At 58.1% G+C, this 25309-nt stretch carries 23 protein-coding genes; 8 read left to right on the top strand and 15 right to left on the bottom strand.

The genetic code is table 11. The features are described 5' to 3' along the window. The first annotated feature begins 3 nt into the window (after window positions 1-3). Complete coding sequence (locus tag Q1A06_RS11080) at window positions 4-453, top strand: NUDIX hydrolase (protein ID WP_299563056.1); 450 nt, start codon at window positions 4-6, stop codon at window positions 451-453. Here the strand turns inward: Q1A06_RS11080 and Q1A06_RS11075 are convergent. Then, on the bottom strand, window positions 429-1712 hold the full coding sequence (locus Q1A06_RS11075) for a SpoIIE family protein phosphatase (protein WP_299563053.1): 1284 nt from the start codon (window positions 1710-1712) through the stop codon (window positions 429-431). The two genes, Q1A06_RS11080 and Q1A06_RS11075, sit on opposite strands and share 25 nt — an antisense overlap. A gap of 131 nt (window positions 1713-1843) precedes the next feature. Here Q1A06_RS11075 and Q1A06_RS11070 point away from each other — a divergent pair, with 131 nt between their 5' ends. Further along, window positions 1844-2176, top strand: a complete 333-nt coding sequence (locus Q1A06_RS11070) for an Hpt domain-containing protein (RefSeq protein ID WP_299563050.1) — start codon at window positions 1844-1846, stop codon at window positions 2174-2176. Here the strand turns inward: Q1A06_RS11070 and Q1A06_RS11065 are convergent. After that, window positions 2173-2979 carry an SDR family NAD(P)-dependent oxidoreductase gene (locus tag Q1A06_RS11065; RefSeq protein ID WP_299563047.1) on the bottom strand — a complete coding sequence of 269 codons (807 nt, stop codon included), beginning with the start codon at window positions 2977-2979 and terminating at the stop codon, window positions 2173-2175. The genes Q1A06_RS11070 and Q1A06_RS11065 overlap by 4 nt on opposite strands. A 9-nt stretch (window positions 2980-2988) precedes the next feature. Further along, window positions 2989-4221: a threonine ammonia-lyase IlvA gene (ilvA, locus tag Q1A06_RS11060; protein ID WP_299563044.1), complete on the bottom strand. Its 1233-nt coding sequence runs from the start codon at window positions 4219-4221 to the stop codon at window positions 2989-2991. A gap of 126 nt (window positions 4222-4347) precedes the next feature. Between ilvA and Q1A06_RS11055 the strand changes: the two genes are divergently transcribed. After that, window positions 4348-5568, top strand: a complete 1221-nt coding sequence (locus Q1A06_RS11055) for an argininosuccinate synthase (RefSeq protein WP_299563041.1) — start codon at window positions 4348-4350, stop codon at window positions 5566-5568. A 207-nt stretch (window positions 5569-5775) separates the two neighbouring features. Here the strand turns inward: Q1A06_RS11055 and Q1A06_RS11050 are convergent, their stop codons facing one another. Beyond that, window positions 5776-6189, bottom strand: coding sequence for a hypothetical protein (locus tag Q1A06_RS11050; protein ID WP_299563038.1), 414 nt, complete (start codon window positions 6187-6189; stop codon window positions 5776-5778). Window positions 6190-6401: 212 nt separating this feature from the next. Beyond that, window positions 6402-7097: an HAD family hydrolase gene (locus tag Q1A06_RS11045; RefSeq protein ID WP_299563036.1), complete on the bottom strand. Its 696-nt coding sequence runs from the start codon at window positions 7095-7097 to the stop codon at window positions 6402-6404. Between the two features lie 169 nt (window positions 7098-7266). Between Q1A06_RS11045 and msrA the strand changes: the two genes are divergently transcribed. Continuing rightward, entirely contained in the window at window positions 7267-7923 is a 657-nt protein-coding gene (gene msrA, locus Q1A06_RS11040; RefSeq protein ID WP_299563033.1) for a peptide-methionine (S)-S-oxide reductase MsrA, read from the top strand. Here the strand turns inward: msrA and Q1A06_RS11035 are convergent. The 3 genes from Q1A06_RS11035 to Q1A06_RS11025 are packed head-to-tail and all read right to left on the bottom strand — an operon-like array spanning window position 7920 to window position 12828. After that, window positions 7920-8786, bottom strand: coding sequence for a ribokinase (locus Q1A06_RS11035; RefSeq protein WP_299563030.1), 867 nt, complete (start codon window positions 8784-8786; stop codon window positions 7920-7922). The two genes, msrA and Q1A06_RS11035, sit on opposite strands and share 4 nt — an antisense overlap. Further along, window positions 8783-11041, bottom strand: coding sequence for an NADP-dependent malic enzyme (locus Q1A06_RS11030; protein WP_299563027.1), 2259 nt, complete (start codon window positions 11039-11041; stop codon window positions 8783-8785). The genes Q1A06_RS11035 and Q1A06_RS11030 overlap by 4 nt, the downstream gene beginning before the upstream one ends. A gap of 56 nt (window positions 11042-11097) precedes the next feature. After that, window positions 11098-12828 carry a glycosyltransferase family 61 protein gene (locus Q1A06_RS11025; protein WP_299563024.1) on the bottom strand — a complete coding sequence of 577 codons (1731 nt, stop codon included), beginning with the start codon at window positions 12826-12828 and terminating at the stop codon, window positions 11098-11100. A gap of 130 nt (window positions 12829-12958) precedes the next feature. Between Q1A06_RS11025 and mutS the strand changes: the two genes are divergently transcribed. Then, on the top strand, window positions 12959-15601 hold the full coding sequence (gene mutS, locus Q1A06_RS11020) for a DNA mismatch repair protein MutS (protein ID WP_299563021.1): 2643 nt from the start codon (window positions 12959-12961) through the stop codon (window positions 15599-15601). Window positions 15602-15629: 28 nt separating this feature from the next. On the opposite strand, the gene Q1A06_RS11015 is transcribed toward mutS, so the two are convergent. Both Q1A06_RS11015 and hrcA read right to left on the bottom strand, forming a co-directional pair. Further along, entirely contained in the window at window positions 15630-16193 is a 564-nt protein-coding gene (locus Q1A06_RS11015; RefSeq protein WP_299563018.1) for a nucleotide exchange factor GrpE, read from the bottom strand. Window positions 16194-16202: 9 nt separating this feature from the next. Then, entirely contained in the window at window positions 16203-17267 is a 1065-nt protein-coding gene (gene hrcA, locus Q1A06_RS11010; protein WP_299563016.1) for a heat-inducible transcriptional repressor HrcA, read from the bottom strand. A 98-nt stretch (window positions 17268-17365) separates the two neighbouring features. Between hrcA and rph the strand changes: the two genes are divergently transcribed. Genes rph through hemW form a run of 3 tightly spaced genes read left to right on the top strand, consistent with a single transcriptional unit; the run spans window position 17366 to window position 19837 of the window. Then, window positions 17366-18079 (top strand): ribonuclease PH, encoded by a 714-nt coding sequence (gene rph / locus Q1A06_RS11005; protein WP_299563013.1) that lies wholly within the window; start codon window positions 17366-17368, stop codon window positions 18077-18079. Beyond that, entirely contained in the window at window positions 18076-18687 is a 612-nt protein-coding gene (rdgB, locus tag Q1A06_RS11000) for an RdgB/HAM1 family non-canonical purine NTP pyrophosphatase (RefSeq protein WP_299563010.1), read from the top strand. Before rph ends, rdgB begins: the two co-directional genes overlap by 4 nt. Then, entirely contained in the window at window positions 18680-19837 is a 1158-nt protein-coding gene (gene hemW / locus Q1A06_RS10995) for a radical SAM family heme chaperone HemW (protein WP_299563007.1), read from the top strand. The genes rdgB and hemW overlap by 8 nt, the downstream gene beginning before the upstream one ends. Here hemW and Q1A06_RS10990 read toward each other — a convergent pair. Genes Q1A06_RS10990 through mnmE form a run of 5 tightly spaced genes read right to left on the bottom strand, consistent with a single transcriptional unit; the run spans window position 19834 to window position 25302 of the window. Next, the gene (locus Q1A06_RS10990) at window positions 19834-20727 is read right to left on the bottom strand and encodes a ParB/RepB/Spo0J family partition protein (RefSeq protein ID WP_299563004.1); all 894 of its coding nucleotides are present in this window, start codon (window positions 20725-20727) and stop codon (window positions 19834-19836) included. The genes hemW and Q1A06_RS10990 overlap by 4 nt on opposite strands. Then, complete coding sequence (locus Q1A06_RS10985; RefSeq protein ID WP_299563001.1) at window positions 20717-21544, bottom strand: ParA family protein; 828 nt, start codon at window positions 21542-21544, stop codon at window positions 20717-20719. Before Q1A06_RS10985 ends, Q1A06_RS10990 begins: the two co-directional genes overlap by 11 nt. Next, the gene (gene rsmG, locus Q1A06_RS10980; protein ID WP_299562998.1) at window positions 21537-22106 is read right to left on the bottom strand and encodes a 16S rRNA (guanine(527)-N(7))-methyltransferase RsmG; all 570 of its coding nucleotides are present in this window, start codon (window positions 22104-22106) and stop codon (window positions 21537-21539) included. Before rsmG ends, Q1A06_RS10985 begins: the two co-directional genes overlap by 8 nt. A 37-nt stretch (window positions 22107-22143) precedes the next feature. Then, a complete protein-coding gene (gene mnmG, locus Q1A06_RS10975; RefSeq protein WP_299562995.1) occupies window positions 22144-24003 on the bottom strand; it encodes a tRNA uridine-5-carboxymethylaminomethyl(34) synthesis enzyme MnmG in 1860 nt (619 codons plus the stop codon). A 12-nt stretch (window positions 24004-24015) separates the two neighbouring features. Beyond that, window positions 24016-25302: a tRNA uridine-5-carboxymethylaminomethyl(34) synthesis GTPase MnmE gene (gene mnmE / locus Q1A06_RS10970; RefSeq protein ID WP_299562992.1), complete on the bottom strand. Its 1287-nt coding sequence runs from the start codon at window positions 25300-25302 to the stop codon at window positions 24016-24018. Between the last annotated feature and the right edge of the window lie 7 nt (window positions 25303-25309).

Raw genomic sequence — 25309 nt, 5'->3', positions numbered from 1 at the left:
GGGATGATGCGACGTTTGGGAGAGGTGCCAGAGGCGAACAGGCGCTACACGCCCCGTCCGGGTGCCTATGCCATTTTACCCATCGGACGGCGGTTTCTGCTGACGGCCGAAATCGGTCTGGATGTCGAAATTCAACTGCCCGGCGGCGGGATCGACGAAGGCGAAAGCCCGCTTCGGGCGCTTTACCGCGAAGTTCGCGAGGAGACCGGCTGGTCCATCGTGAAACCACGCCGTTTCGGCGCATTCAGGCGATTTGTCTTCATGCCCGAGTACGATTTATGGGCGGAAAAGATCTGCCACATATACGTGGCACAACCTGCGCGACAGCTGCACCCCCCGACAGAGCCCCATCACGAGACGCTGATACTTGATGCGGACGACGCGATCGCCGGTCTGGCCAACGCCGGAGACCGGCATTTCATGGAGCGTTATGTCAACGCCGGAAGACCCTGATATTCGAACAGGATTGCCGATACATCATCAGGGAAGTCTTGCGCGCCATTGAATTCCGCCAACCGCCAGACAAGCGCCTCCAGAAACGCGGGGCCCCGAATATCCGCCAGATCACCCATCAGTGCGGACAGCCCATCCTCGCCCAGCATCTGCCCATCGGGTCCGGGGCATTCGGTCACGCCATCGGACAGGATCAGGATACGATCACCGCTGTTCAGCGTCACCTCGAACTGATCGAAACGGGCGGTCGCCAGCAAACCGACGGGAAACCCGCCGGATCCGATCTGACCCACCGAGCCATCCGCGCGCTGCACCGCCGGATGGGGATGTCCCGCCTGCGACAGCACGATACGGCCGCTTTTCAGCTCCACGAATCCGAGCAGCAGCGTAAAATAGTGCTCTGTTTCCATTTCGTCGAGGACAAGCGCGTTCAGTGCGGCCACCACCTCGCGCGGGGGGCGCGGCACGAAACGTCCGTCCATGCCCCTTTTCAACGCGACATTCTGATCTGGCGCGGCACTGGACAGATACCCAGCCAGACGGGCTGTCATCAACGCCGAACTGATACCGTGCCCGGAAACATCGAGCGCGTACAGGCCCAGGTGATCCGGCCCCGCCTGAAAAAACCCGACCAGATCGCCGCCGACATGCCCCGAAGAGCGCAACAGCAGCGAAAGATCCCCGGTCGGCAATCTGCGATGGCGTTCGCGCAACAGCGACTGTTGCAGCTTCTTGGCTTCCTGAAGGTCGCTGTCGATATTGTCGTACAGGCGCTGAACCTCTTCCAGCGTCTCACTCAGACGGCGGTTGCTTCGGGCCATGCTACGCTGCATATCAACCAGCCTTTCACCGGCCCGGATACGCGCGCGCAATTCGTTGCTGTCCACTGGTTTGGTCAGGAAATCATCGGCGCCACTGTCCAGACCCCGCGCGACCTCTTCCTTCTCGCTTTTGGACGTCAGCAGAATGAAATAGCTGTACTGATCGCCCTCGATCTCGCGAAACCTGCGACACAGCTCCAACCCCGACATTCCCGGCATGATCCAATCGCTCAGGATCAGATCAGGGCGCTGCATCTGTATCATCTTCAGCGCCTGATCGCCGCTGCTGGCCTCGGCGACCTCGAATCCCCAGCGTTTCAGCGATGACGTCAGTATCTTGCGCTGCAGTCGGCTGTCATCCACCACCAGAACATAGCGAATGGCACCCGTGCTGGTCTGACTGACGGGATCGGCAATAGCGGAGCGGATTGCAGGCATAATACACACATTTCAATAAGGCCCGTCACGCCTATCCGGTTTTACTTAACAGCGGGTGAAACCGGATGTGGGGTTCCGCTCATCGCACATTAACGATTCAGCTTTATCAATGCTGCAACACGGGGGACGCCATGATAGATTGGGCCAAGGTCAGGATGCTGCGCCATGAAGTCGGAGAAGAGGATTTTTCCGAAGTGATCGAGATTTTTCTCGAAGAGGCCACCGAGATCACGGACAAGTTGCGCAACGCGCCGGACCCCCGGACGCTTGGCGAAGATCTGCATGCGCTCAAGGGCAGCGCACTTAATCTCGGTCTCGTGCTATTCGCCGAAATGTGCCAGGCCGGAGAGACTCGCGCCGCGCAAGGGCGCGCGGAAGACGTTGCCACGGCTCCGATCCTCGAATGCTACGAGGAATCGCGCCGCGTACTGTTGGCCGGGCTCGAAAACGGTCTTGGGCGCTAGACCAGCTTGTAAAACTCCGCAACGCTGATCTTGCCATGCGCGGACATCGCCTTGGCCCGGAGCATCTGCATCCCGTTGATCCAACGCGCCGGATCCGTTCCGCGCGCGGCACTGTATTTTGCAACATCCGAATGCGGCAGGATGACAAAAGTTTCCGTGCGCACGCCGTCCCAGATCACCTGCGCCACATCGGACGCCGTCAACAGGTTGCCGTTTGCATCCCCGTCGCCCAGCCCCAGCAAGGGCGTCGCCACATATTGCGGACACACCACAGAGACACCAATGCCTTCATCCCCGTGCGTGATCGCAAGCGATTCGGCAAAGCTGACGGCGGCGTGTTTCGTTGCGGAATACGCCGCATCGCCGATCTGGTTCAGCAGTCCCGCCGCCGACGCGACGTTGACAAAGTACCCCGAACCGCGCGCGATCATCGCGGGTAAAAGCGCCCGCGCCGCCCAGACATGGGCCATCACATGCACGTTCCAGTTCAGCATCCAATCCGCATCGGGCGCAGAGGCCGCATGGCTCGGATCACCGCGCCCCAGCCCAGCATTAGAGACAAAAACATCAACCGGACCAAACGCGTCCTCTGCCGCCTCGATCGCCGCGACGATCTGCGATTCCTGCGTCACGTCGCAGGCAACCGCGATGCCGCCGATCTCCGCCGCGACTTCTTTTGCCAGCGCCTCGTTGAGATCCGCGATGCAAACGCGCCCGCCCGCGTGCGCCGCTTGGCGCGCCATGGCTGCTCCGATGCCGCTTGCGCCGCCGGTGATGACGATGGTTTTGCCGGAAATGTCCATAAGGTGCCCCTAGATCACGAATTGCGCGAGCGTCTCATCATTGGTGATGTCTGTATAGGTGAAACCCGCACTATCCAGCCGCGCGAACATCGCCGGGAAATTCGCGGGGTCGTCCGTTTCGATGCCGATCAGAACCGAGCCGAAGTTGCGCGCCGACTTCTTCATATACTCGAACCGCGTGATATTGTCCTGAGGACCCAGCAGGTTGAGAAAATCCTTCAAGGCACCCGGACGCTGTGGCAGGCGGAGGATGAAATACTTCATCAGTCCCGAATACCGTTGCGCGCGTTCCTTCACCTCCGGCAACCGCTCGAAATCGAAATTTCCCCCCGACGTGACGCAGACCACCGTTTTGCCCCGGATCAGCTCGGCCACTTCGCCCAGCGCCTCGATGCTGAGCGCCCCTGCCGGTTCCAGCACGATACCCTCGACGTTGAGCATTTCGATGATGCTCACGCAGATCCGGTCTTCGGACAACAGCACCACGTCCTCGGGCCGTGCGTCCCTGAGCCTGGCAAAGGTACGTACACCCACTTTCGCCACGGCCGCCCCGTCGACAAAGCTGTTGATCGGCGACACATCCACCGGCGCGCCTTTCTCAAGCGCAGCCTTCAGACTGGGCGCGCCCATCGGTTCGACATAAGTATAGGAGCAGGCATCGCCGAAGAATCCCAGCGTCCCGGCGGACAGGCCACCGCCGCCGACCGGCACGATGATGTGATCGGGCGCGCGGCCCAGCTGGTCTTCAATCTCCACCGCCACCGATGCCTGACCTTCGATTACGCTGTCGTCGTCGAAAGGCGAGAGAAAATAGGCCCCCTCGTCCGCACAGAACGCCTGCGCGGTGGCAAGCGTCTGGTCAAAGTAGTCACCGACCAGCCGGACCTCGATGTTCGCGCCGCCGAACATCTTGGTTTTTTGTATCTTCTGCTGCGGCGTCGTCACCGGCATGAAGATCACACCGCGCACACCGAAATGGCTGCACATGAACGCCACCCCCTGCGCGTGATTGCCCGCAGACGCACAAACAAAGACCTGATGCTCCGGGATCAGCTTGCGCATGGCGTTGAACGCGCCGCGCAGCTTGTAGGACCGCACCGGGCTGAGATCCTCGCGCTTAAGGTAAATCTCGGCGCCGTATCGCTCCGACAGGTGTTCGTTCTTCAGCAGCGGCGTCGCGGGAAACACCGCCCGCATCGCGCGGGTGGCGGCGATCGCACCCATCTGGAAGTCGTCACTCATATCAAAGGCCCCATGCGATGAGATTTCGTGATACGGCTCAAGGCACGGACGGTCAATCGGCGCGCCATCTTGCCGAAAGACATAAAACCCGCTACGCCACGCGCGAAACTCGACAAAGGAAACAAGATGTCCGCGCCCAAGAAAGTTGTCCTCGCCTACTCCGGCGGTCTCGATACGTCGATCATCCTCAAGTGGCTGCAGTCGGAATACGGATGCGAGGTCGTCACATTTACCGCCGACCTGGGACAGGGCGAAGAGCTGGAACCGGCCCGCGCCAAAGCAGAGATGATGGGCGCCTCCGAGATCTATATCGAGGACGTCCGCGAAGAGTTCGTGCGCGATTTCGTGTTTCCGATGTTCCGCGCCAACGCAGTCTATGAAGGGCTGTACCTTCTGGGCACGTCGATCGCTCGCCCGCTCATTTCGAAACGTCTGGTCGAGATCGCGCATGAGACCGGTGCCGACGCCGTTGCCCATGGCGCGACGGGTAAGGGAAACGATCAGGTGCGGTTTGAACTGGCCGCCTACGCGCTGGACCCCGATATCAAGGTAATTGCACCCTGGCGCGAGTGGGATCTGAGCAGCCGCACGAAGCTCTTGGAATTCGCCGAACAACACCAGATCCCCGTCGCCAAGGACAAACGCGGCGAAGCACCATTCAGCGTCGATGCGAACCTGTTGCACACTTCGTCCGAGGGCAAGGTTCTCGAAGATCCGGCCATTGATGCGCCCGATTACGTCTATCAGCGCACCGTTGCACCGGAAGACGCGCCGGAGACGCCGGAATACGTGGAAGTCGGGTTCGAGAAGGGCGATGCAGTCTCTATCAACGGCGAAGCGATGTCGCCCGCGAGCATCCTGACCAAACTGAACGAGCTGGGCGGCAAGCACGGTTGCGGTCGGCTTGATCTGGTCGAAGGTCGCTTTGTCGGGATGAAATCACGCGGTATCTACGAGACCCCCGGCGGCACGCTTTTGCTCGAAGCGCACCGGGGTATTGAATCCATCACACTCGACCGCGGTGCCATGCACCTCAAGGACGAGCTGATGCCGCGCTACGCGGAACTGATCTACAACGGTTTCTGGTTCAGCCCCGAACGCACGATGCTTCAAGCGGCGATCGATGCCAGCCAGACACATGTGACCGGCACCGTCCGGTTGAAACTCTACAAGGGTCACGTTCGCACTGTTGGCCGCTGGTCCGATCACAGCCTGTATTCCGAGGCGCATGTGACGTTCGAGGACGACGCGGGTGCGTATGACCAGAAAGACGCGGCCGGGTTCATCCAACTCAACGCGCTGCGGCTCAAGCTGTTGGCTGCGCGGGATAAACGACTTAAATCCTGAACGCTGGCGAACTTCCCCATATCAGAGTTGCCCCTCCTCTGGTCTGCTCATACCCCTTGCGGGAATTTGAGCAGGCCAAAGTTCCCTCTCGTGTCTCTGGCTGAAATCACCACGACATGACTATTGCGATGAAACCGGGGCAGCTGTTCAAATACAAAGACCCGCACCTTCTCAGATGCGGGCCGATAGATCATTACTGCCGTAAATTTACTTGGCCGTGACCGTCGCCATCACCAGCTTGTCGTCAATCTTGATGGGGCCGTCTTCCTTTGCGCCGAGCGTATATTCGAACACGCCCGTTTTCATGCCGCCATCTTCGGCGTGCACCATGAGCATCAACATGTCACCGGTGTTCACCTGTTCTTGCAGGATCGCGGCGACGTCCATGTTTTCACCGGCACGCAGGGGCGCATAACCTACGACCGGGCCTGGCTTCATCTCGGCATCGGTGCGGTGCACCACCAGCCAGCCATTTGCGCCCGCCATTACGGTTTCTGCGCTGACGACGCCATTCGATACGTCCTGATCGGCGGCCATGACCATTGGTGTGGCGTGGGCATCGGCAAATGCCGCGCCGGCAGTCAACATAAGTGCGATTGCGGTTCCAGTCATACGTTTCATTGGAAAACTCCTGTTGGTTGATGTTACATGATCAGCCACGACGCCTCAGCCGGAAAGTTTCGGATTATTTTCCATCGGACAAAAAAACGGCCCGGAAGGCAATTACCATCCGGGCCTGCCACTCGTTACCTCAGATCGCTTTCGGATCTAGGGGACCGTTTTGGCACAAGGGTGTTGCGGATCAGTGAACGACCGCGCCATCGTTCTCTGTTTCAGGTACGAATCCGCTTTGCGTGTAGCTGATCGTAATAGGGCATCGCTGCTTCCAGGAGCGGCTGCAAGCTGGCGTCCACCTCGGGGAGCCGCCCCTCGGCGCCCGCGAATCCGGTACTCTTGTGCACGGTTCCGTACCAATGCCGCGCCCATACCCCGTCTTCGACACGCGCGCCCGGTGGCCAATTCAACATTGCCGGATCAAATCGCAAATCGACAGCAGCACATAACGCCCGCAGCATACCTTCGGGATCTGCCCGAATGTCGGTGCTGTCGATCACCAGACCGCCAAGCTGGTCATACACCTCTACTTGCCGGGCAAAGCCTATATCTTCCATCGTGGGTGCCTGGCGCTTCGCGGCATAGCTTGCGATCACGCGTGCGGGGTGCCGGATGAGGTGCATGTTCACGCAGTCTTCGGCCCAGCCCATCGCAAACCCCGGCAGCATATGGTGCGGCATGTGCTTCATGTAAAGATGCGGCGTACCCTGTGACCGGCATGCTGTGACCACTTTTGCGACGTCGCTTTCATGCGTCGCAATCACCTCATCGCGCATCGGATGATCCGCACCCGATCCGACGAGAAAAGCAGCGTAGAAAGGCTCGTCCATGACGGTGAAATCCTTGCGCGCGCCGAATGAATACATCATCGCCGTACTGAGATTGCGAGGACCGGACCACATGGCAATTCGCATATTATTCTCCGCAGAACCTACGCCGAGAATTGGCATAGCCTGCCCTTCAGTACAAGATAATCCATCGGCAGCAGGATGGTCACCGCCCTTCACCACGTCGTGAACGCACGCTTTGATGCCTTGCGCAAAGCCCTGTACAGGGTCAACATCTTCGCAAAAGGAGATACGCATGAGCAGATTTGCTGACATAAAGACTGTCGCTCTGGCCGGATTGATCGCATTGGGGCTGATGGCCCACTCCGCACCGGCGCACGCAGCCGATACCGAAACGCTGACGGTCGCGGGCGGGTGTTTCTGGTGCGTCGAGGCCGACTTCGAAAAGGTAAAGGGCGTGACCGGTGCCGTGTCCGGATTTGCCGGCGGCAGAACGGAAAATCCAACCTACAAGGAAGTCACCGGCGGAAATACCGGTCATTTCGAGGCGGTTCAGATCAGTTTTGATCCAGATGTCGTCAGCGCCAATGCGCTGCTCGATCTATTCTTCAGGTCGATCGACCCGACGGACGCGGGCGGGCAATTCTGCGACCGCGGCGACAGCTACCGAACGGCGGTATTCGCCAGCAGTGCACAGAAAGCAGCGGCACAAAAGGCGAAGGCCGATGCACAGGCAGCGTTGGGTCAGACCATCGTCACACCCATTCTTGATGCGGCACAATTCTATCCCGCCGATGCCTACCACCAGGATTACTACAAGGGCAACAAACTGGTGCTGACCCGCTTTGGCCCGAAAAAACAGGCATCTGCTTACAATGCGTACCGCGATGCCTGCGGCCGCGACCAGCGCGTCAAACAGCTTTGGGGTTCAGACGCCCCCTTTGCGAGCTAATCCCCGAATTGGTCCTGGATTTCCTTGAGATCCGGGATCACGTCAGCGGTGCCATATCGCATCACCATCAGCGACGCCGCCCTGAGCGCCAGATCAATCGCGGCCTCCATGCCCAGCCCCCGGTCCAGCCCCGCGACAAGATACCCGGTGAACGTGTCTCCCGCACCGGTGGTATCCACCGATTTCGCCGGATATGCGTCAAAGGCTCTGACGCGCCCCTTAGAGACCCATTTACACCCGTCAGCCCCCAAGGTCACGACGATGTCAGGTATGCCCAGATTTTCGAGTGGCGTTCCCGTCGCCTCGGCCAATTGTGCCGCTTCGATAGCGTTCAGAACCAGCAGATCGGTCTGCGCTGCAACGGCAGCAACAGCCTTCGCATCAAAGGGTGCTGCCGCATATACGACACGCAGACCGAGTGAGCGTGCGATCGTCGCCGCGTATTCCTGACCATTCGTCTCGTTCTGCATCACCAGAAAGTCTCCCGGGGATGCTTCGGACAGGGCCGTGCCGATCATTGCTTCGGACAGTTCGATATTCGCGCCTTGGAACAGAACGATGCTGTTCTCGCCTGCCGCGTCGACAACGATATTTGCATGGCCCGTCGGCACGTCGATCAATGCGATATGCGGCGTATCCACGCCGTATTCCATCAGCCTGTCACGCGCCCATTTTCCGTCCACCCCGACAGCGCCGATATGCGAAACGGGTGCTGCGGCCCGCGCTGCGGCAACGGACATGTTGGCACCCTTGCCGCCCAATCCGCAGTGATATGAACGCGCGGCAAGCGTTTCGCCCGCCGCAGGCAGATGCGTCACCTCGTAGGAGTTGTCGATGTTGATGGACCCGAGATTCCAGATCATCCGCCGACCTTGCAGGCGGCGAGTATGGCCATGTTAAGAATATCATTTGCCGTTGATGTCGATGATGCGATCTGGATCGATTGATCGACACCGGTGAGGATCGGCCCGATGATCGTCGCACCCGCCATTTCCTGCATCAGTTTCACGGAAATGCTGGCGGAATGGCGCGCCGGCACGACAAGGACATTCGCCGGGCCGCCGAGTCTGGAAAACGGATAGTTCTTCTGGCTCTCCTCATTCAATGCCACGTCGACGGTCATCTCGCCTTCGTATTCGAAGTCGACCCCCCGCTTGTCGAGGACATCGGGCGCGATGTGCATCTTCTCTGCGCGCTCGGACACCGGATAGCCAAACGTCGAGAAACTGACGAAAGCCACCCGCGGCTCCATGCCCAGATGCCGCGCCACCCGCGCGCCGCTCTCCGCAATGTTCGCCAGATCTTCGGCGCCCGGCCATTCATGCACCAGGGTATCACCGATCAATACGATACGGCCATTGTGCAGAACCACGGTGATTCCCGTTGCTCCGCCTTCGGCGTTGGCATCGAACACATGGTTGATCCGCTCCAGCACATGTGCCGATTTGCGGGTCGCGCCCGTCACCAATCCATCGCCGTGACCGTGCGCCAGCATCAGCGCCGCGAAGACATGACGGTCGCGCGCGGCAAGGCGGTGCACGTCCTTGGCGTCAAAGCCGCGACGCTGCAAACGCTTGTAGAGGAAGGATTTGTACAGATCGAGATGTTGGCTGTTCGCGGCGTTCACGATCTCCAGCTCGCGCACGGCGTCTTCGAGCCCGGCAGCGATCAGTTTTGTTTTTACGTCGTCTGCACGGCCCACGACCAGCGCCTTGCCCAGACCCGAACGTTGATACATCACGGCCGCGCGCAGCACCTTTGGGTCGTCGCCTTCGGCAAAGATCATCCGCGCCTGATTGGCGCGCGCACGCGCATTGATGCCGCGCAGGATATTCGCCGTGGGATCGAGCCGGGATTTCAGGCCCAGCTCATAGGCTTCCATGTCGATGATCGGGCGGCGCGCAGCCCCGGTATCCATGCCTGCCTTTGCAACGGCGGGCGGGATCCGGTGGATCAGACGCGGATCGAACGGCGTCGGAATAATGTAATCGCGGCCAAAGCTGAGATTCTTGCCATAGGCCAGCGCCACTTCGTCCGGCACATCCTCGCGCGCGAGATTGGCCAGCGCGTGGGCGCAGGCGATCTTCATCTCGTCGTTGATGGCGCGGGCATTGATATCAAGCGCGCCGCGAAACAGATAGGGAAAGCCAAGCACGTTATTCACCTGATTGGGATAATCGCTCCGCCCTGTTGCGACGATAGCATCGGCGCGAACCTCATGCGCCTCTTCCGGCGTGATCTCCGGATCCGGGTTCGCCATGGCAAAGATCACAGGATCGTCGGCCATGCTGGCAACCATATCGGCAGTCACAGCGCCTTTGACAGACACGCCAAGGAACACGTCGGCGCCATCCATTGCCTCGGCCAGGGTGCGTGCGTCGGTCTGGACCGCATGGGCCGATTTCCACTGGTTCATCCCTTCGGTGCGGCCCTGATAGATTACGCCCTTGGTGTCACACATGATGCAGTTCTGATGCCGTGCGCCCATCGCTTTCAACAGTTCAAGACACGCGATACCTGCTGCCCCTGCCCCGTTCAGTACGATGCGCACGTCCTCGATCTTTTTGCCCGAAATCTTGAGAGCGTTCAAAAGACCCGCGGCACAGATCACCGCGGTACCGTGCTGGTCGTCGTGAAAGACGGGAATGTCCATCTCTTCCTTCAGGCGCTGTTCTATGATGAAACATTCCGGTGCCTTGATGTCTTCGAGGTTGATCCCGCCGAACGTCGGCCCCATCAACCTGACCGCATCTATGAACGCTTCGGTGTCCTCTGTGTCCAGTTCGATGTCGATCGAATTCACGTCGGCAAAGCGTTTGAAGAGAACCGCCTTGCCCTCCATCACCGGCTTGGACGCCAGCGCCCCCAGATTGCCGAGACCCAACACCGCCGTGCCGTTCGAGATCACGGCCACAAGGTTGCCCTTGTTGGTGTAGTCATAGGCAAGCTGAGGGTTCGCTGCGATCGCCTCGCACGGGACCGCGACACCGGGAGAATAGGCCAGCGACAGATCGCGCTGCGTCGTCATCGGCACCGTGGCGGTTATTTCGAACTTGCCGGGCGTCGGTTCAAGATGGAAGGCAAGCGCCTCTTCCGACGTTACTTTGTTTTTAGTCACGGCTCTGCACCCTCTGCTGTTTGAAACGTCATAGCCGCGCGCGCGCCCGCGCACAATCAAACGACGTATCGTACCCAATCGTGATTGCCGACAAACGCCGCATAGCGATCGGGAAATTCGCGCTCAAGCTGCGAGCGTGCCCAACGTATCACTTGCGGGCGGTCGCACCGGTTGGCGCACCAGATGATGCGGATCAGGGTTTGCCAGCGGCTGCGGTCTGCCTTGAACGACTGATCCAGCGCGACAAGCTCGGACTTCGGCTGATCCAGCGCCTTGTGGCAATCCGCGCGCAACAAGGACAGGTCCGCGTCCGCGACGACAAGGGCGTCATGCGCATCCAGTAAGGCGAGCGCGGCATCAGGCGATTCGACGGCCGCAATGCGTTCGACAAGTCGCAACAGAATATCGGGCGCGGAAATCTCAGGTATATGCCCCATGATCGAAACGACGAATGCCATGATCTGCGCAACCGCACTGTCCGACAGGGCAACCGGAACAATTCCATCTGTCTGGAAATCCGGCTCCTGCAAAGGCGTATCCGTGTTGAAATCCGCGAAAAAGCTGACAAACCGGCACCGCGCGAGATGCGCAAGCGGCCAGAAGTCATCCCATCTGTGTTGGGCCGTCTGAAGCGTGCCAAGTTCAATCACACAGGCCGACGGCGGGGCGAACATCATATTGGTCAGGCCCGCACCATGTGGCATCACGACGATCTCGGCCTGCGCCATGAGCGCGATTTGTTCGAGCGGCGACAGGTTTTCGAACACGACATGTTCGAATCCGAAGAGCGCCAGATGTTCAAAAAGCCTGTCCTGCCCCGCCATCGGACGCGCTCTGCTGTGCCGGTCGTCCCGGCCGACAAAGAACCTTTTGGGCAGGGGGCCAAAGTCCCTGCCCTCGACCAGTCGAAGCGCGCGGTCGCGCAGTGCAGACAACACCGTCGAGTAGCCATTGCCTGACACGATCCGCCAATTCGCGATATCGGAATTGACGCCCTTATCAAGAATGCCCGGTTTGACCTGCTGCCGCAGGTCAGCATACAGCGTTTCGCTGGCAAAGGGGTATAAGCTGAGCAGATCGTAGGCGGTTACCGCCTGGTCGTACTCTTTCGGCACCCGCTCGAAACGGACCCGACTGAATATCTCGGGAAAAAGCTCTTTGACGAAATCTTCAACGAAGGGTCGGGTCTTGTCCTCGCGGTTCGGAAAGTGGAAAAAAATCTCGCCCGTCAGATTCGTGCGTTCCAGAAGCGCCAGCTGACACAGCGATTCAGTTACGAAATGGAAGTAGTTGAAGGTGTTCCGGCACTCGATCACGAAGGGCGTTTCCGGATCCGGCATACGGTCGACAACCGGCAACTCCGTCTTTGCGTTCTCTTGCTGGCACCGTTCAAAGTAAGCGGCCAACTCCGTTTCGATATCGTTGCCGGCATCCTCATTCGCGCGCCGCCAAGTGTTGATCGCACGCGTTCCCGCGGCCCCGGACAGAAACAGCCGCCGGTTCACCATCACCATCGACTTGCGAAAACTTGCGGGCTGGATCAGGACGGGAACGGATTCGTACTCGATCGTGGTGGACAGGTTGCGGTGACGCTGGATGGCGTCGACAACCGCCGTCGTCTTTGCCTCGATTTCGGGGTAGGCGCTGACGCTGAAACCCTCGATAACGCCGCCATCTTTCGTCCGCCAATAGAACTGCGGTGCCGAAAGAAGTGCGAAACCGCCGTCCTGCCACGGATCAAGAAACAGCTCGTCGATCGGCAATGACATATCAACTTTGTTCCGCACGTCTGTCCGCGTCTTTCAATTACCTGCACCCGGTCATTTCTATCAGATTTTCAACAGCGGTCCACATGCCCGCGCCCCTTCCCTCCGGTGCTGCGGTTTTGTACAGACATCCCAACCGGGAGAAGCTCAAATGACCACAGGCACTGTCACACCGATGATGGCACAGTATCTCGAAATCAAGTCCGGCTACCCGGACGCATTGCTGTTCTACCGGATGGGCGATTTCTACGAATTGTTCTTCGACGATGCCGTCGCCGCATCCGAAGCTCTGGATATCGCACTGACCAAGCGCGGCAAACATGACGGCAACGACATCCCGATGTGCGGCGTTCCGGTGCATGCTGCCGAGGGGTATCTGCTCACCCTGATCCGAAAAGGATTTCGTGTGGCTGTCGGCGAACAGCTCGAAAGCCCCGCCGAAGCCAAGAAGCGCGGCAACAAATCGGTGGTCAAACGGGATGTCGTGCGGCTGGTCACGCCCGGCACACTCACCGAAGAGTCGCTGCTTGAGGCGCGGCGGCACAACTACCTCGCCGCATTTTCCGAGGTGCGCGATAACAGTGCGCTGGCCTGGGTCGACATCTCGACTGGTGCATTTCATGTCATGACTGTCCCGTTGGTCCGGCTTGGGCCGGAACTTGCAAGGCTGTCCCCTTCGGAGCTTCTTCTTGTTGAGGGAAAGGAACCGGAAAACCGCGCGTTAGAGACTGATTTTGGGCTATCCATCACTGAATTGTCCCGCGCCAGCTTTGACAGCACCAATTCCGAGAAACGCATCTGCGCGCTTTTCGGTGTCGCGTCTCTGGATGCCTTCGGCGCGTTCACACGGGCCGAAGTGTCCGCAATGGGTGCGCTGATCGACTATCTCGAACTGACACAGAAGGGCAATCTGCCGCTGCTGCGCAAGCCGGTAAAAGAGGCAGAGACGCGCACAGTCCAGATCGACGCGTCGACACGGCGTAATCTGGAACTGACGCATGGAATGTCGGGCGGACGGGCGGGGTCCCTGCTTGCCATGATGGACCGCACCGCAACCGCCAGCGGCGCGCGTCTGCTTGAACGGCGCATTTCAAGCCCATCGCGTTCGTTAGAGACGATTCATGCGCGGCTCGATGCGGTTGACTACATGCTGGCGGAATCGGGCCGCCTGCATGACAACCGGCAGCTATTGCGAAATGTCCCGGACCTAGAACGGGCGCTCTCGCGGTTGTCGCTGGATCGCGCCGGCCCCCGTGACCTGGCCGCCATTCGCAATGGTCTGATAGAGGCAAACCACCTTCATCAGATGCTCGATGCAGAGACCCTTCCGCCTCTCCTGCGCGACGCACACGAGGCACTTGGCGGACATGAGGATCTGATTGAAATGCTGGAAACAGCATTGATTGCCGAGCCGCCGCTTCTTGTGCGCGACGGCGGTTTTATCGCAGCCGGCCACCACGAAGACCTCGACGAGTCCCGCAAGCTGCGCGATGAGGGGCGCGGAGTAATCGCGGGTATGCAGCAGAAATTCGTCTCTGATACGGGCATTTCGTCTCTGAAGATCAAACACAACAATGTTCTGGGCTACTTCATCGAAACGACCGCCACCCACGCCCAAAAGATGCTGTCACCGCCGTTCTCGGATATATTCATCCACAGGCAGACAACCGCCAATCAGGTCCGGTTCACAACTGTCGAGCTTTCAGAGCTCGAAACGAAAATTCTCAATGCCGGCACCCACGCGACAGAGATTGAGAAGCGGCTCTATGAGGGTTTGCGGCAGTCTGTTCTTGGGTGTGCGGGGGAAATCGGGGCAACTTCGGCAGCCCTTGCCGAGATCGACCTTGCGACGTCACTTGCGGATCTCGCGCGGGGCGAAAACTGGACCAAACCCAATGTCGATGGATCGCGTGCGTTTGACATTCAGGGTGGCCGCCATCCCGTGGTGGAACACGCGCTTGCCCGGCGGTCCGGTACACGTTTCGTCGCAAACGATTGCAATCTCAGCGCCGACACGGATGCCGCGATCTGGCTGCTGACAGGCCCTAACATGGCCGGTAAATCAACTTACCTCCGGCAGAACGCCTTGATCGCGCTGATTGCCCAAATGGGGAGTTACGTTCCAGCGCAATCAGCCCATATCGGACTGGTCAGTCAACTGTTCAGCCGCGTCGGCGCGTCCGACGATCTGGCGCGCGGGCGGTCGACGTTCATGGTGGAGATGGTGGAAACCGCAGCGATCCTCAATCAGGCCGATGATCGGGCGCTTGTGATTCTGGATGAAATCGGGCGTGGCACCGCGACGTACGACGGGCTGTCCATCGCATGGGCCACGTTAGAACACCTGCATGATGTCAACCGCGCCCGCGCCCTCTTCGCCACCCACTACCACGAGATGACCGCCCTTGCCGGGAAGCTGCCCGGTGTTGCCAATGCGACCGTCGCCGTCAAGGAATGGGAGGGAGAGGTCATCTTTCTGCACGAGGTGCGCAAGGGCGCGGCAGACCGATCCTACGGTGTGCAGGTCGCACAACTCGCAGGGCTTCCCGCGCCGGTCATCGCACGCGCGCGCGTCGTGCTGGAGGCTTTGGAGAAGGGCGAGCGCGAAGGCGGCGCCACCCGGAAGACCCTGATCGACGATCTACCGCTCTTTGCCGCAACCCCGACATCACCGCCGCCAGTACACAAAGCTTCCGCGCTGGATGAGATGGTTGCAGGGATCATGCCAGATGAGCTGTCCCCGCGCGAGGCGCTCGACCTGATTTACAAACTGAAAGAGGCGGCCAGATCCTGACCGCCTCTCGGGTGCTGTAAAAGACCCCTCAGCTTGCCGGCGTCGATGACACGCCCACCTGCGCAGGGCGCAACAGGCGGTCGTGCAACATGAAACCTTCGGCCGCGACCTGGATGATTTCACCCGCTTTGGTGCCCGGCACCGGCGCTTCGAACATTGCCTGATGCAGCTTCGGATCGAACTTATCGCCGACTTCGGGCGCGATCGGCTCGATCCCGTGTTTCTTGAAAACCGACAGCAGCTCGCGCATGGTCAACTCGATGCCTTCCAGCAATGGACCGGATATGGTGCGTTGCTCTTCCGTCGCCGCTTCAAGGGCGCGTTTCATGTTGTCGTGTACGGACAGCATATCGCGGGCCAGCTTCGACCCGCCGTAATTTTCCGCCTCGCGACGATCCTTGTCCGACCGCTTGCGCGCGTTTTCGGCATCGGCCAAGGCACGCATAAAGCGATCCTTGTACTGGTCACGTTCCGCGATCAATTGCTCCACGGCAAGCTCGCCTTCGTCAATCTCTTCCATCTCGCTCGCATAGGCCTCTGCCTCCGCCGCTTCGGGATCATCGAGAAATTCATTTTCGTTCGGGTCAGCCATTTTCCACCTCTAGCTCCGGTCGGAAATCAGCTTTCCGACCAGTTGCGCCGTGTAATTCACGATCGGCACAATGCGTCCATAATTCAGACGCGTAGGGCCGATAACGCCCACCGCGCCAATAATCTTACGATCCGAGTTCATATATGGGGAAACCACCAAAGAGGAACCCGAAAGTGAGAAAAGTTTGTTCTCGGAGCCGATAAAAATGCGCACACCGTCGCCGTCTTCGGCCAGTTCCAGAAAATCGGCGATGTCCCGCTTGCGCTCCAGATCGTCAAACAATGTACGGATCCGGTCCAGATCCGCCGCCTCACCGCCATCGGTCAGAAGATTCGACCGCCCCCGCACGATCAGGCGTTCGGGATGGTCCTCTTCCGCTTCCCAGATCACGTCCCCGCTTTCGACCAACTCGGCGGCAAGCGCGTCGATTTCGCGGCGGCGTTTGCCCATCTCGATCTTGATGGTCCGGGTAAGTTCGGACAGGGTCTTGCCCTCAACAAGCGAATTGAGGAAATTCGCCGCCTCGCGCATCGAACTGGGCGTTTGTCCGGCGGGCGGTTTGAACAGCCGGTTTTCGACATGTCCGTCGGAAAACACCAGAACCGCCAAGGCCCGATCATGTGCCAGCGAGACAAACTCGATATGGCGGATCGGTGCTTCATGCTTGGGAGCGAGGACCAGCGACGCCCCCTGCGTCACGCCGGACAGCGCGCTGCCGACGCGGTCCAACAGGCCACCCACATCGTCTTCGGTCCGCCCCATCGTCGCGTCGATCTTCTCGCGGTCGGTATTGTCGAGATTGCCGACTTCCAACAGCCCGTCGACAAACATGCGCAAGCCCAGTTGTGTCGGAATACGTCCCGCACTGATGTGGGGGCTGTCGAGCAGGCCCATGAATTCAAGATCCTGCATCACGTTGCGGATGGTTGCGGCGCTTACCTTCTCGCTGAAATCGCGGGTCAGCGTGCGCGACCCAACCGGATCACCGTTCGCCAGATACCCTTCGACGACCCGGCGAAACACCTCGCGCGAGCGTTCGTTCATCTCCTGCAGTATTGTGGATGTATCCGTCATAGCCCTACCTTCATCCATACATTAAAGGCGCGCGGCTTGCATCTGCAAGGGAATGGGCGCTATCCCCGTCGGCAAATCATCAAAAAAGGAAATTTCCCATGCGCCCATCCGGTCGGAAACTCAACGAAATGCGCAACGTCACCGTCGAAGTCGGTTTCACCAAACACGCTGAAGGCTCTGCTTTGATCAAGGTGGGCGATACGCATGTGTTGTGCACGGCCACAATCGAGGATCGCGTGCCACCGTTCATCAAAGGGTCTGGCCTGGGCTGGGTCACAGCGGAATATGGCATGCTGCCGCGGGCGACGAATACCCGCATGCGGCGCGAGGCATCGTCGGGCAAGCAAGGCGGTCGCACTGTCGAGATCCAGCGGTTGATCGGCCGTTCCCTGCGCGCCGGCGTAGACCGTGTGGCGCTGGGCGAGCGTCAGATCACCGTCGATTGTGATGTGCTTCAGGCCGATGGTGGCACACGCTGTGCGTCGATCACCGGCGGCTGGATCGCGCTGCGCCTCGCTGTGAACAAGCTGATGAAGGCAGGCGATGTGACCTCCGATCCGCTGGAGGATCCGGTTGCCGCAGTATCCTGCGGGATCTATGCGGGCCAACCGGTTCTTGATCTCGACTATCCCGAGGATTCCGAGGCGGGTGTGGACGGCAATTTCATCATGACTGAAAGCGGCAGAATGATCGAAACTCAGATGAGCGCCGAAGGATCGACGTACTCCCGCGCGCAGATGAACGAACTGCTGGATCTTGCGGAGCAAGGCATTTCTGAACTGGCCGCGATCCAACGGGCGGCTTGCGCATGACACGGAAATTCACCAGCGATCGCATTCTGATCGCCACCCACAACGCGGGCAAGCTCGAAGAGATGCGGGAGCTGTTTGCCCCGCGCGGCATTACCGTTGTCGGCGCGAAAGAAATGGAGTTGGCCGAACCGGAGGAGACCGAGGATACGTTTATCGGCAACGCCCGGATCAAGGCGCACGCCGCCACGAAGGCGACCGGCCTGCCGGCGCTCGCCGATGACAGCGGAATCGAGGTTGCGGCGCTTGGCAACGCACCAGGTGTCTATACTGCGGATTGGGCCGAAACCTCCAGCGGGCGCGACTTTGTCATGGCAATGGAAAAGACCCATGCCTTGCTTGAAGAAGCGGACGCACCCCATCCGCGCGCCGCGCGGTTCTGTGCCACATTGGTTCTCGCTTGGCCTGATGGGCATGACGAGGTTGTCGAGGGGTTCGTCGATGGTGTCTTTGTCTGGCCGATGCGCGGAACGATCGGACATGGGTACGATCCGATCTTTCAGCCGCACGGCGAGCAGCGAACCTTTGCCGAGATGTCACATGATGAAAAGAATGCCATAAGCCACCGCGCAGAGGCCTTCAAAAAACTCGTGGCAAAATGCTTTGACTGAAGACTGGCAAAACGGTGGCTTCGGGATCTATATCCATTGGCCCTATTGTGAGGCTAAATGCCCCTATTGTGACTTTAACAGTCACGTCGCGCGACATATTGATCAGTCCGCCTGGAAACACGCCTATCTTGCCGAGCTGGACCGATATGCCGCCGAGACACGCGGCCGGATCGTCACGTCCGTTTTTTTTGGCGGCGGCACGCCAAGCTTGATGGATCCAGATACCGTTGCCGCAGTGATTGAGCACATCAAGAGTCTTTGGCCCGTCGGAAACGATCTTGAAGTTACGCTGGAGGCAAATCCGGGATCCGTTGAGGCCGCCCGGTTCGCCTCATATCGCGATGGGGGCGTTTCGCGCATTTCGATGGGTATTCAGGCCCTCAATGATACCGATCTTCGCAGGCTTGGACGACTGCACACGGTAAACGAGGCGATGACCGCGTTCGATATCGCCCGCAACACGTTTGATCGTGTCAGTTTCGACCTTATCTATGCGCGTCAGAACCAGACCCTGGAAAGCTGGAAGACCGAGCTGAAACAGGCTCTGACCATATCTATAGATCATCTTTCTCTTTACCAGCTCACGATCGAGCAAGGGACCGCATTCGGCGATCGTTACGCCATCGGAAAACTGCGCGGCCTTCCTGATGATGATCTGGGCGCGGACATGTTCGACGCCACGCAAGACATTTGCGCAGAGGCCGGTATGCCAGCCTACGAAGTGTCGAACCATGCACGTGACGGGGCGCAATCCCGGCATAATCTGATCTATTGGCGCTACGGGGATTACCTGGGTATCGGGCCCGGCGCTCACGGACGATTGACGCAAGCGGGAAGACGCACTGCAACCGTTTGCTACAGCAATCCCAAGCGTTGGCTTGACGCTGTCGGGGCGACCGGACCGGAGCAAAGCCGTGAACATCTGACAGTCGAAGACGAAGCGACAGAAATGTTGCTGATGGGCCTAAGGCTTCGAGAAGGCCTGTCACTATCGAGATACGCAAGACTTGCCGGGAAGCCCCTCTCCCCGGAGGCGATTTCACATCTCGCCGACATCGGAATGATAGCCGTTGAAAGTGGCCAGTTATATGTTACAGATCAAGGGTTTAGGGTTCTAAACTCTGTCATCGGCGCACTGATCCCCGACTAGGTACCGCTCAAGAGGCGACAGAGCTCATCAAGCTGATCCAGAGACGTGTATTGCACCGTAATCTGACCGCTTTCCTGCCCCGGTTTATGCGAGAGCGAGACTTTCATCCCGAGGTTTGCGGAAAGATCCCCCTCCAGAGCGACAGTATCCGCGTCCTTCTCGACGCGTGGTTTGGGCGCTTTTGGCACCGTCGGCGCATCGCCAGCAAGCTCCCGCTTTACCAAGGCTTCGGTTGCACGCACGGAAAGACCGTCTTTGATGACCTTCTGCGCCATTTTCAGCGGATCGGCAGAGGGGATAAGTGTTCGTGCGTGCCCTGAGCTCAGATCTCCATTTCGCAACAGTTCAAGAACGGGTTCCGGCAAATTCAAAAGCCGCAGCAGGTTTGCGATGTGGCTCCGGCTTTTTCCAAGAGCTTCCGCAAGCTTTTCCTGGGTATGTCCGAACTTGTCCATCAACTGGCGATACCCGACCGCTTCCTCAGCCGCGTTCAAGTCGGCGCGCTGAATATTCTCGATGATCGCAACTTCGAGTACTTCGATATCGGTGTAGCTGCGAACAATCACGGGCAGTTCATGCAGCTTGGCCATCTGCGCGGCCCGCCAGCGTCGTTCTCCTGCCACGATTTCGAAAGAGCCATCGTCCCGCGCGCGTACGATCAACGGCTGGAGAACGCCTTTTTCCCGGATAGATGCCGCCAGATCCTCAAGATCCGCGGTAGTAAATTGCTTGCGCGGCTGATCCGGATTTGGAGAAATACGCTCAATCGGAACAAGGCTATCAGCGGCGACCGGGCCTTTCGCTGCCATCGTCTCGGTCTCGTTCACATCGGCCATCAAAGCAGACAGCCCGCGTCCAAGACCCCGCCTGCGCTCCTGATTATTCGACATGATGCACCTCTTTTTCAATCTGATTGTTGTTTTTCAAAAGCTCTACTGCAAGCTCACGATAGGCCTCCGCCCCCTTCGATAAGGTATCGTATGCCAGAACGGGCATCGCGAAACTCGGCGCTTCGCTGACACGCACATTGCGCGGCACCATTGTCTTGAACACAAGATCGCCAAGGTTATCCCGCGCATCCTGTTCGACCTGCTGGGACAGGTTATTGCGTCGATCATACATTGTGAGCAATACCCCCTCGATCCGCAAGTCTTTGTTCCCGGATTGCCGTACTTCCCGGATCGTCAGCATAAGCTGGGATAGCCCTTCAAGCGCGAAAAATTCGCTTTGAAGCGGCACAAGAATGGAATGCGCTGCGATCATTGCGTTGACCGTCAACAAGTTCAACGAGGGGGGGCAGTCTATGAGAATATAGTCGAACGCAAAGCTGTCCATCTGCGTCTGCCGCAATGCATCGTGCAAAAGGAAGCTGCGTTTTTCATTTGAAAGTAATTCCAGATCCGCAGAGCTTAGATCAACAGTCGCAGGAATAATGCTGAGATCCTTGGTCTTTGTCGGAAGAATAACGTCATTCAAATCGACATCCTCCAACAAAAGCTCGTATGTTGTGTATTCCCGGTCTTCTAGATCAATGCCAAGCCCCGTCGAAGCGTTGCCTTGCGGATCCAAGTCGACAACAAGCACTCTCTGCCCGTGTTCGGAAAGAGCGGCGGCGAGATTGATCGTCGTCGTCGTCTTCCCGACGCCGCCCTTTTGGTTGGCGATCGCAATTATTTTCGGACCGCTGGGCCGTGATAGGTCAGACACGCTGCAACTCCTTGATTACAAGTATAGTGGCGTCGGGGTTCGTTTCACTTTGAACAGTTCGTAGGGAATAAGACCAGTATTTTTGCGCCTCTTCGTGTTCCCGCTTCCAGCGAGCACCCTTGGGAAAAACTGCCGTTCCATCCGGGTCCATATGGCGCTCGGCGTGTGTCAGTAGCGTATCCAGATTACTTACAGCGCGCGCTGAAAACACCGGAGCGCCGAATGGAGCCATTTCCTCTACCCGGCTTGCAAAGACTTGCGCGTTTAGTGAGAGATTTCGAATGACAGTCCGGAGGAACGCACATTTTCTTTGATCGCTATCCACCAACGCAAACTGGCGACTTGGACGCTGTTCTAAACCAAGTATTGCGGCCACGATACCTGGGAAGCCTCCCCCGCTACCGATATCCATCCAATCCCCTACGGACGGCGCCTCCTGGTATACCTGAACGGAATCGACGATGTGCCGGTCCCATATCACACCTTCATCAGCTGCTGAAACTAGGTTTATCTTTTTTGTCCATTTTTGGACCAAACTTTGATATTCCAGAAGACGTTCCATTGTTTCACGTGAAACATTCAGGTTTTTGTTAGCCATCTCAGGCGGTACGCTTACTGTACTTGCGAAGCATGGCCATCAACAGCGTCAACGCGGCTGGCGTCATTCCATCCACACGACCGGCTTGGGCAATGCTTTCAGGCCTTGCACCTATCAATTTGGCTTTCAGTTCGTTCGAAAGACCGTCGATAGAAGAGTAATCAAAGTTCTCCGGAATCTTCTGACCCTCATCTTTTCGCAACGATTCGACATCGTTGGCCTGACGTTGAATATAGTTTGCGTACAATGCGTCGATTGCAATCTGATTTCCGATTTCGTCCTCTACAGTCTCAAGCTCTGGCTGAAGCATCCGAACTTGTTCAAAAGTAGTGTTCGGAAAAGATAGTAACTGAAAGCCAGTGCGCCTTTGCCCGTCTTGGTTGATACTGATACCAACTTTAGCAACCTCTTTGGGCGTGAATGTGGTCCCCCCGAGAATCTCGGAACATTTAGAAAGCGCTTCCATTTTATGTTCGTAGACCTCTTTCATTCTTTCACCAACGCATCCGTATTCAATAGCGCGTCCGGTAAGACGCTGGTCCGCATTATCAGCTCGCAATGACAGGCGGAATTCTGCCCTAGAGGTAAACATTCGGTATGGCTCGGTTACACCACGGCTTGTCAGATCATCTATCATAACACCAATGTAGCTATCTGTTCTGCTGAATATTGCGGGGTCTTCACTCTTCACCAAACGCGCGGCATTCAGCCCCGCCACAAGACCTTGTGCCGCTGCTTCCTCATAGCCTGTTGTTCCATTGATTTGACCGGCAAGGAACAAGCCTGGAACGGTTTTCAGCTCCAAAGTCTGTTTCAGCGCCCGTGGATCAATGTAGTCATACTCGATTGCGTAACCTGGCTGCAGGATCCGAACGTCTTCCAGTCCTACTATTGACCGAACGTATTCTTCCTGAACGTCGATTGGTAGCGACGTCGAGATCCCGTTAGGATAAACGGTATCATCATCGATACCTTCTGGTTCGAGAAATACCTGGTGAGACGTCTTGTCCGAAAAGCGCACCACCTTATCCTCGATAGATGGACAGTAACGCGGACCGATACCATCGATTTGCCCCCCGTACATGGCGGATCGGTCCAAGTTCTTCCTGATAATTTCATGGGTATTTTCATTTGTATGCGTGATACCGCAGGAAATTTGTTGCGCGGAGGTGCCATTTGAGAGGAATGAGAACAATACAGGGTCCGCGTCCCCCGCCTGCATCTCAAGCCCCTTCCAATTAATGGTTCGCCCATCCAGTCTAGGTGGCGTCCCGGTCTTCAGCCGGCCGAGTTTGAAAGCAAAGTTGTCGAGACGCTCGGCAAGTGCGACCGATGGAGCGTGGCCCATCCGTCCACCGGCCTTTTTCTCAGTTCCAATATGTAAGACGCCGCGCAGAAACGTTCCCGTGGTTAGAATAACCGCCCTGGCACGGATCCTTGTTCCATCCGCCAAAACAACGCCGGTGACACGATGTCCATCCATAATCAAGTCACACACTTCACCCTCGACCACTGTCAGTCTGGGATGTGCTTCGATCTCAGAAAGCATCGTCTTCCGGTAAATCTTGCGATCTGTCTGCGCGCGGGGCCCCTGCACGGCTGGTCCTTTTCGTCGGTTCAACAACCGGAATTGGATACCGGCTGCATCCGCGACCCGGCCCATCAGTCCGTCAAAGGCATCTATTTCGCGTACCAGATGCCCTTTACCTAAGCCTCCGATAGCGGGATTACACGACATCACGCCAATGCTGTCCCGTGACATGGTGACAAGGGCAGTCTCCGCTCCGGTTCGCGCCGAGACATGTGCGGCCTCAGCCCCCGCGTGACCCCCGCCGATAACGATCACTTCAAAATGTTTCACGTGAAACACTCCCTACTTGCCCAAGCAAAAACTCACAAAGATCTCATCTAACAGATTTTCGCTATCAATGCGACCGACCAATACTTCCAACGCGTGTATTCCCATGCGAAGTTCCGCCGATGCCAGATCATAAAAATCCGGGCCGGCTTTGAGGATTGAAAGCGCCGCATTGAGTCCTTCCAAAGCTTTTTCCATCGCAACCGCATGGCGCGCATGGGTGGCCAACCCAACATTTCCCGCGAGCTGTTCAAGTCGGCTCTGCAAGGTTGCCAGTAGTTCATCAATGCCCGAACCACTGAGTCCCGATACAGCGGGGAAGATATCACCGCTAATATCACTTTTTGCTAAAAGTACCATATCAATTTCCCGCGGATCGAGCGGTGGCTCCTCACCGCGCTCGGTCAAAAACACTCGAATGTCGGCGCGAATTGCACGGTCGAGGGCGCGTTGAATACCCAAAACCTCGATTTCATCGTCGCTTTCGCGGATTCCGGCAGTATCCAAAAACGTCACCGCTAGCCCCCCCAAATCCATCCGAACCTCAATGACATCTCGCGTGGTTCCGGCGATGCTTGAAGTTATTGCCGCCTCACGACCCGCAAGCCGATTGAGCAGCGTGGATTTGCCGACGTTTGGCGCACCGACAATGGCGACTTCAAAGCCCGTCCGGATTCGTTCCGCTGTAGCTGTTCCAGCACTCTCACGCTTTAGAGAGATTCCGACTTCTTCAAGTAAAACGCGCACTTCATCACTTACATCGACCGGGACATCCTCGTCCGCGAAGTCAATCGTAGCCTCCAAGAGAGCCGCCGCACGTATCAGTGATTTTCGCCATTCCTCAACGCGATTTCCAAGCTCTCCGGACAAAACCCGAAGGGCCTGCTTACGTTGTGCTTCAGTTTCAGCTTCAATCAAATCGCCAAGACCTTCAACCTGAACCAGATCAAGGCGGTTATTTTCCAGAGCGCGTCGGGTAAATTCGCCGGGGTCCGCCAGCCGGACGCCATCAAACGACCCCAAAATGGCAAGCACGCGTCGTATGATTGCTATGCTACCGTGGAGATGAAGTTCAACAACATCCTCGCCGGTAAAGCTGTTCGGTCTCTCAAAGGAAAGTACGAGCGCCCTGTCGATGGTTTCGCCAGATTGATCCTTGACTGCGCGCAACGCCGAGGACCGGGCAGCGGGCAGCTGTCCCACAAGTTGCGTGCAAATTTCGTGCGCTTTCGGGCCAGAGATCCGCACCACGGATACACCTGCCCGCCCACTCGCCGTTGCTTGGGCAAATATCGTATCCATCGACCTA

The sequence above is a fragment of the uncultured Sulfitobacter sp. genome (assembly GCF_947497275.1).
GTDB lineage: Bacteria > Pseudomonadota > Alphaproteobacteria > Rhodobacterales > Rhodobacteraceae > Sulfitobacter.
Note: the sequence above shows the minus strand (reverse complement) of the source record. Positions and strands in the feature narration are given on the sequence as shown.

Excerpts from the sequence above, each read along its gene's own strand:
- Q1A06_RS11080 (WP_299563056.1), top strand. The coding sequence starts at position 4 with ATGATGCGACGTTTGGGAGAGGTGCCAGAGGCGAACAGGCGCTACACG.
- Q1A06_RS11075 (WP_299563053.1), bottom strand. The coding sequence starts at position 1,712 with ATGCCTGCAATCCGCTCCGCTATTGCCGATCCCGTCAGTCAGACCAGC.
- Q1A06_RS11070 (WP_299563050.1), top strand. The coding sequence starts at position 1,844 with ATGATAGATTGGGCCAAGGTCAGGATGCTGCGCCATGAAGTCGGAGAA.
- Q1A06_RS11065 (WP_299563047.1), bottom strand. The coding sequence starts at position 2,979 with ATGGACATTTCCGGCAAAACCATCGTCATCACCGGCGGCGCAAGCGGC.
- ilvA (WP_299563044.1), bottom strand. The coding sequence starts at position 4,221 with ATGAGTGACGACTTCCAGATGGGTGCGATCGCCGCCACCCGCGCGATG.
- Q1A06_RS11055 (WP_299563041.1), top strand. The coding sequence starts at position 4,348 with ATGTCCGCGCCCAAGAAAGTTGTCCTCGCCTACTCCGGCGGTCTCGAT.
- Q1A06_RS11050 (WP_299563038.1), bottom strand. The coding sequence starts at position 6,189 with ATGAAACGTATGACTGGAACCGCAATCGCACTTATGTTGACTGCCGGC.
- Q1A06_RS11045 (WP_299563036.1), bottom strand. The coding sequence starts at position 7,097 with ATGCGAATTGCCATGTGGTCCGGTCCTCGCAATCTCAGTACGGCGATG.
- msrA (WP_299563033.1), top strand. The coding sequence starts at position 7,267 with ATGAGCAGATTTGCTGACATAAAGACTGTCGCTCTGGCCGGATTGATC.
- Q1A06_RS11035 (WP_299563030.1), bottom strand. The coding sequence starts at position 8,786 with ATGATCTGGAATCTCGGGTCCATCAACATCGACAACTCCTACGAGGTG.
- mutS (WP_299563021.1), top strand. The coding sequence starts at position 12,959 with ATGACCACAGGCACTGTCACACCGATGATGGCACAGTATCTCGAAATC.
- Q1A06_RS11015 (WP_299563018.1), bottom strand. The coding sequence starts at position 16,193 with ATGGCTGACCCGAACGAAAATGAATTTCTCGATGATCCCGAAGCGGCG.
- hrcA (WP_299563016.1), bottom strand. The coding sequence starts at position 17,267 with ATGACGGATACATCCACAATACTGCAGGAGATGAACGAACGCTCGCGC.
- rph (WP_299563013.1), top strand. The coding sequence starts at position 17,366 with ATGCGCCCATCCGGTCGGAAACTCAACGAAATGCGCAACGTCACCGTC.
- rdgB (WP_299563010.1), top strand. The coding sequence starts at position 18,076 with ATGACACGGAAATTCACCAGCGATCGCATTCTGATCGCCACCCACAAC.
- Q1A06_RS10990 (WP_299563004.1), bottom strand. The coding sequence starts at position 20,727 with ATGTCGAATAATCAGGAGCGCAGGCGGGGTCTTGGACGCGGGCTGTCT.
- rsmG (WP_299562998.1), bottom strand. The coding sequence starts at position 22,106 with ATGGAACGTCTTCTGGAATATCAAAGTTTGGTCCAAAAATGGACAAAA.
- mnmE (WP_299562992.1), bottom strand. The coding sequence starts at position 25,302 with ATGGATACGATATTTGCCCAAGCAACGGCGAGTGGGCGGGCAGGTGTA.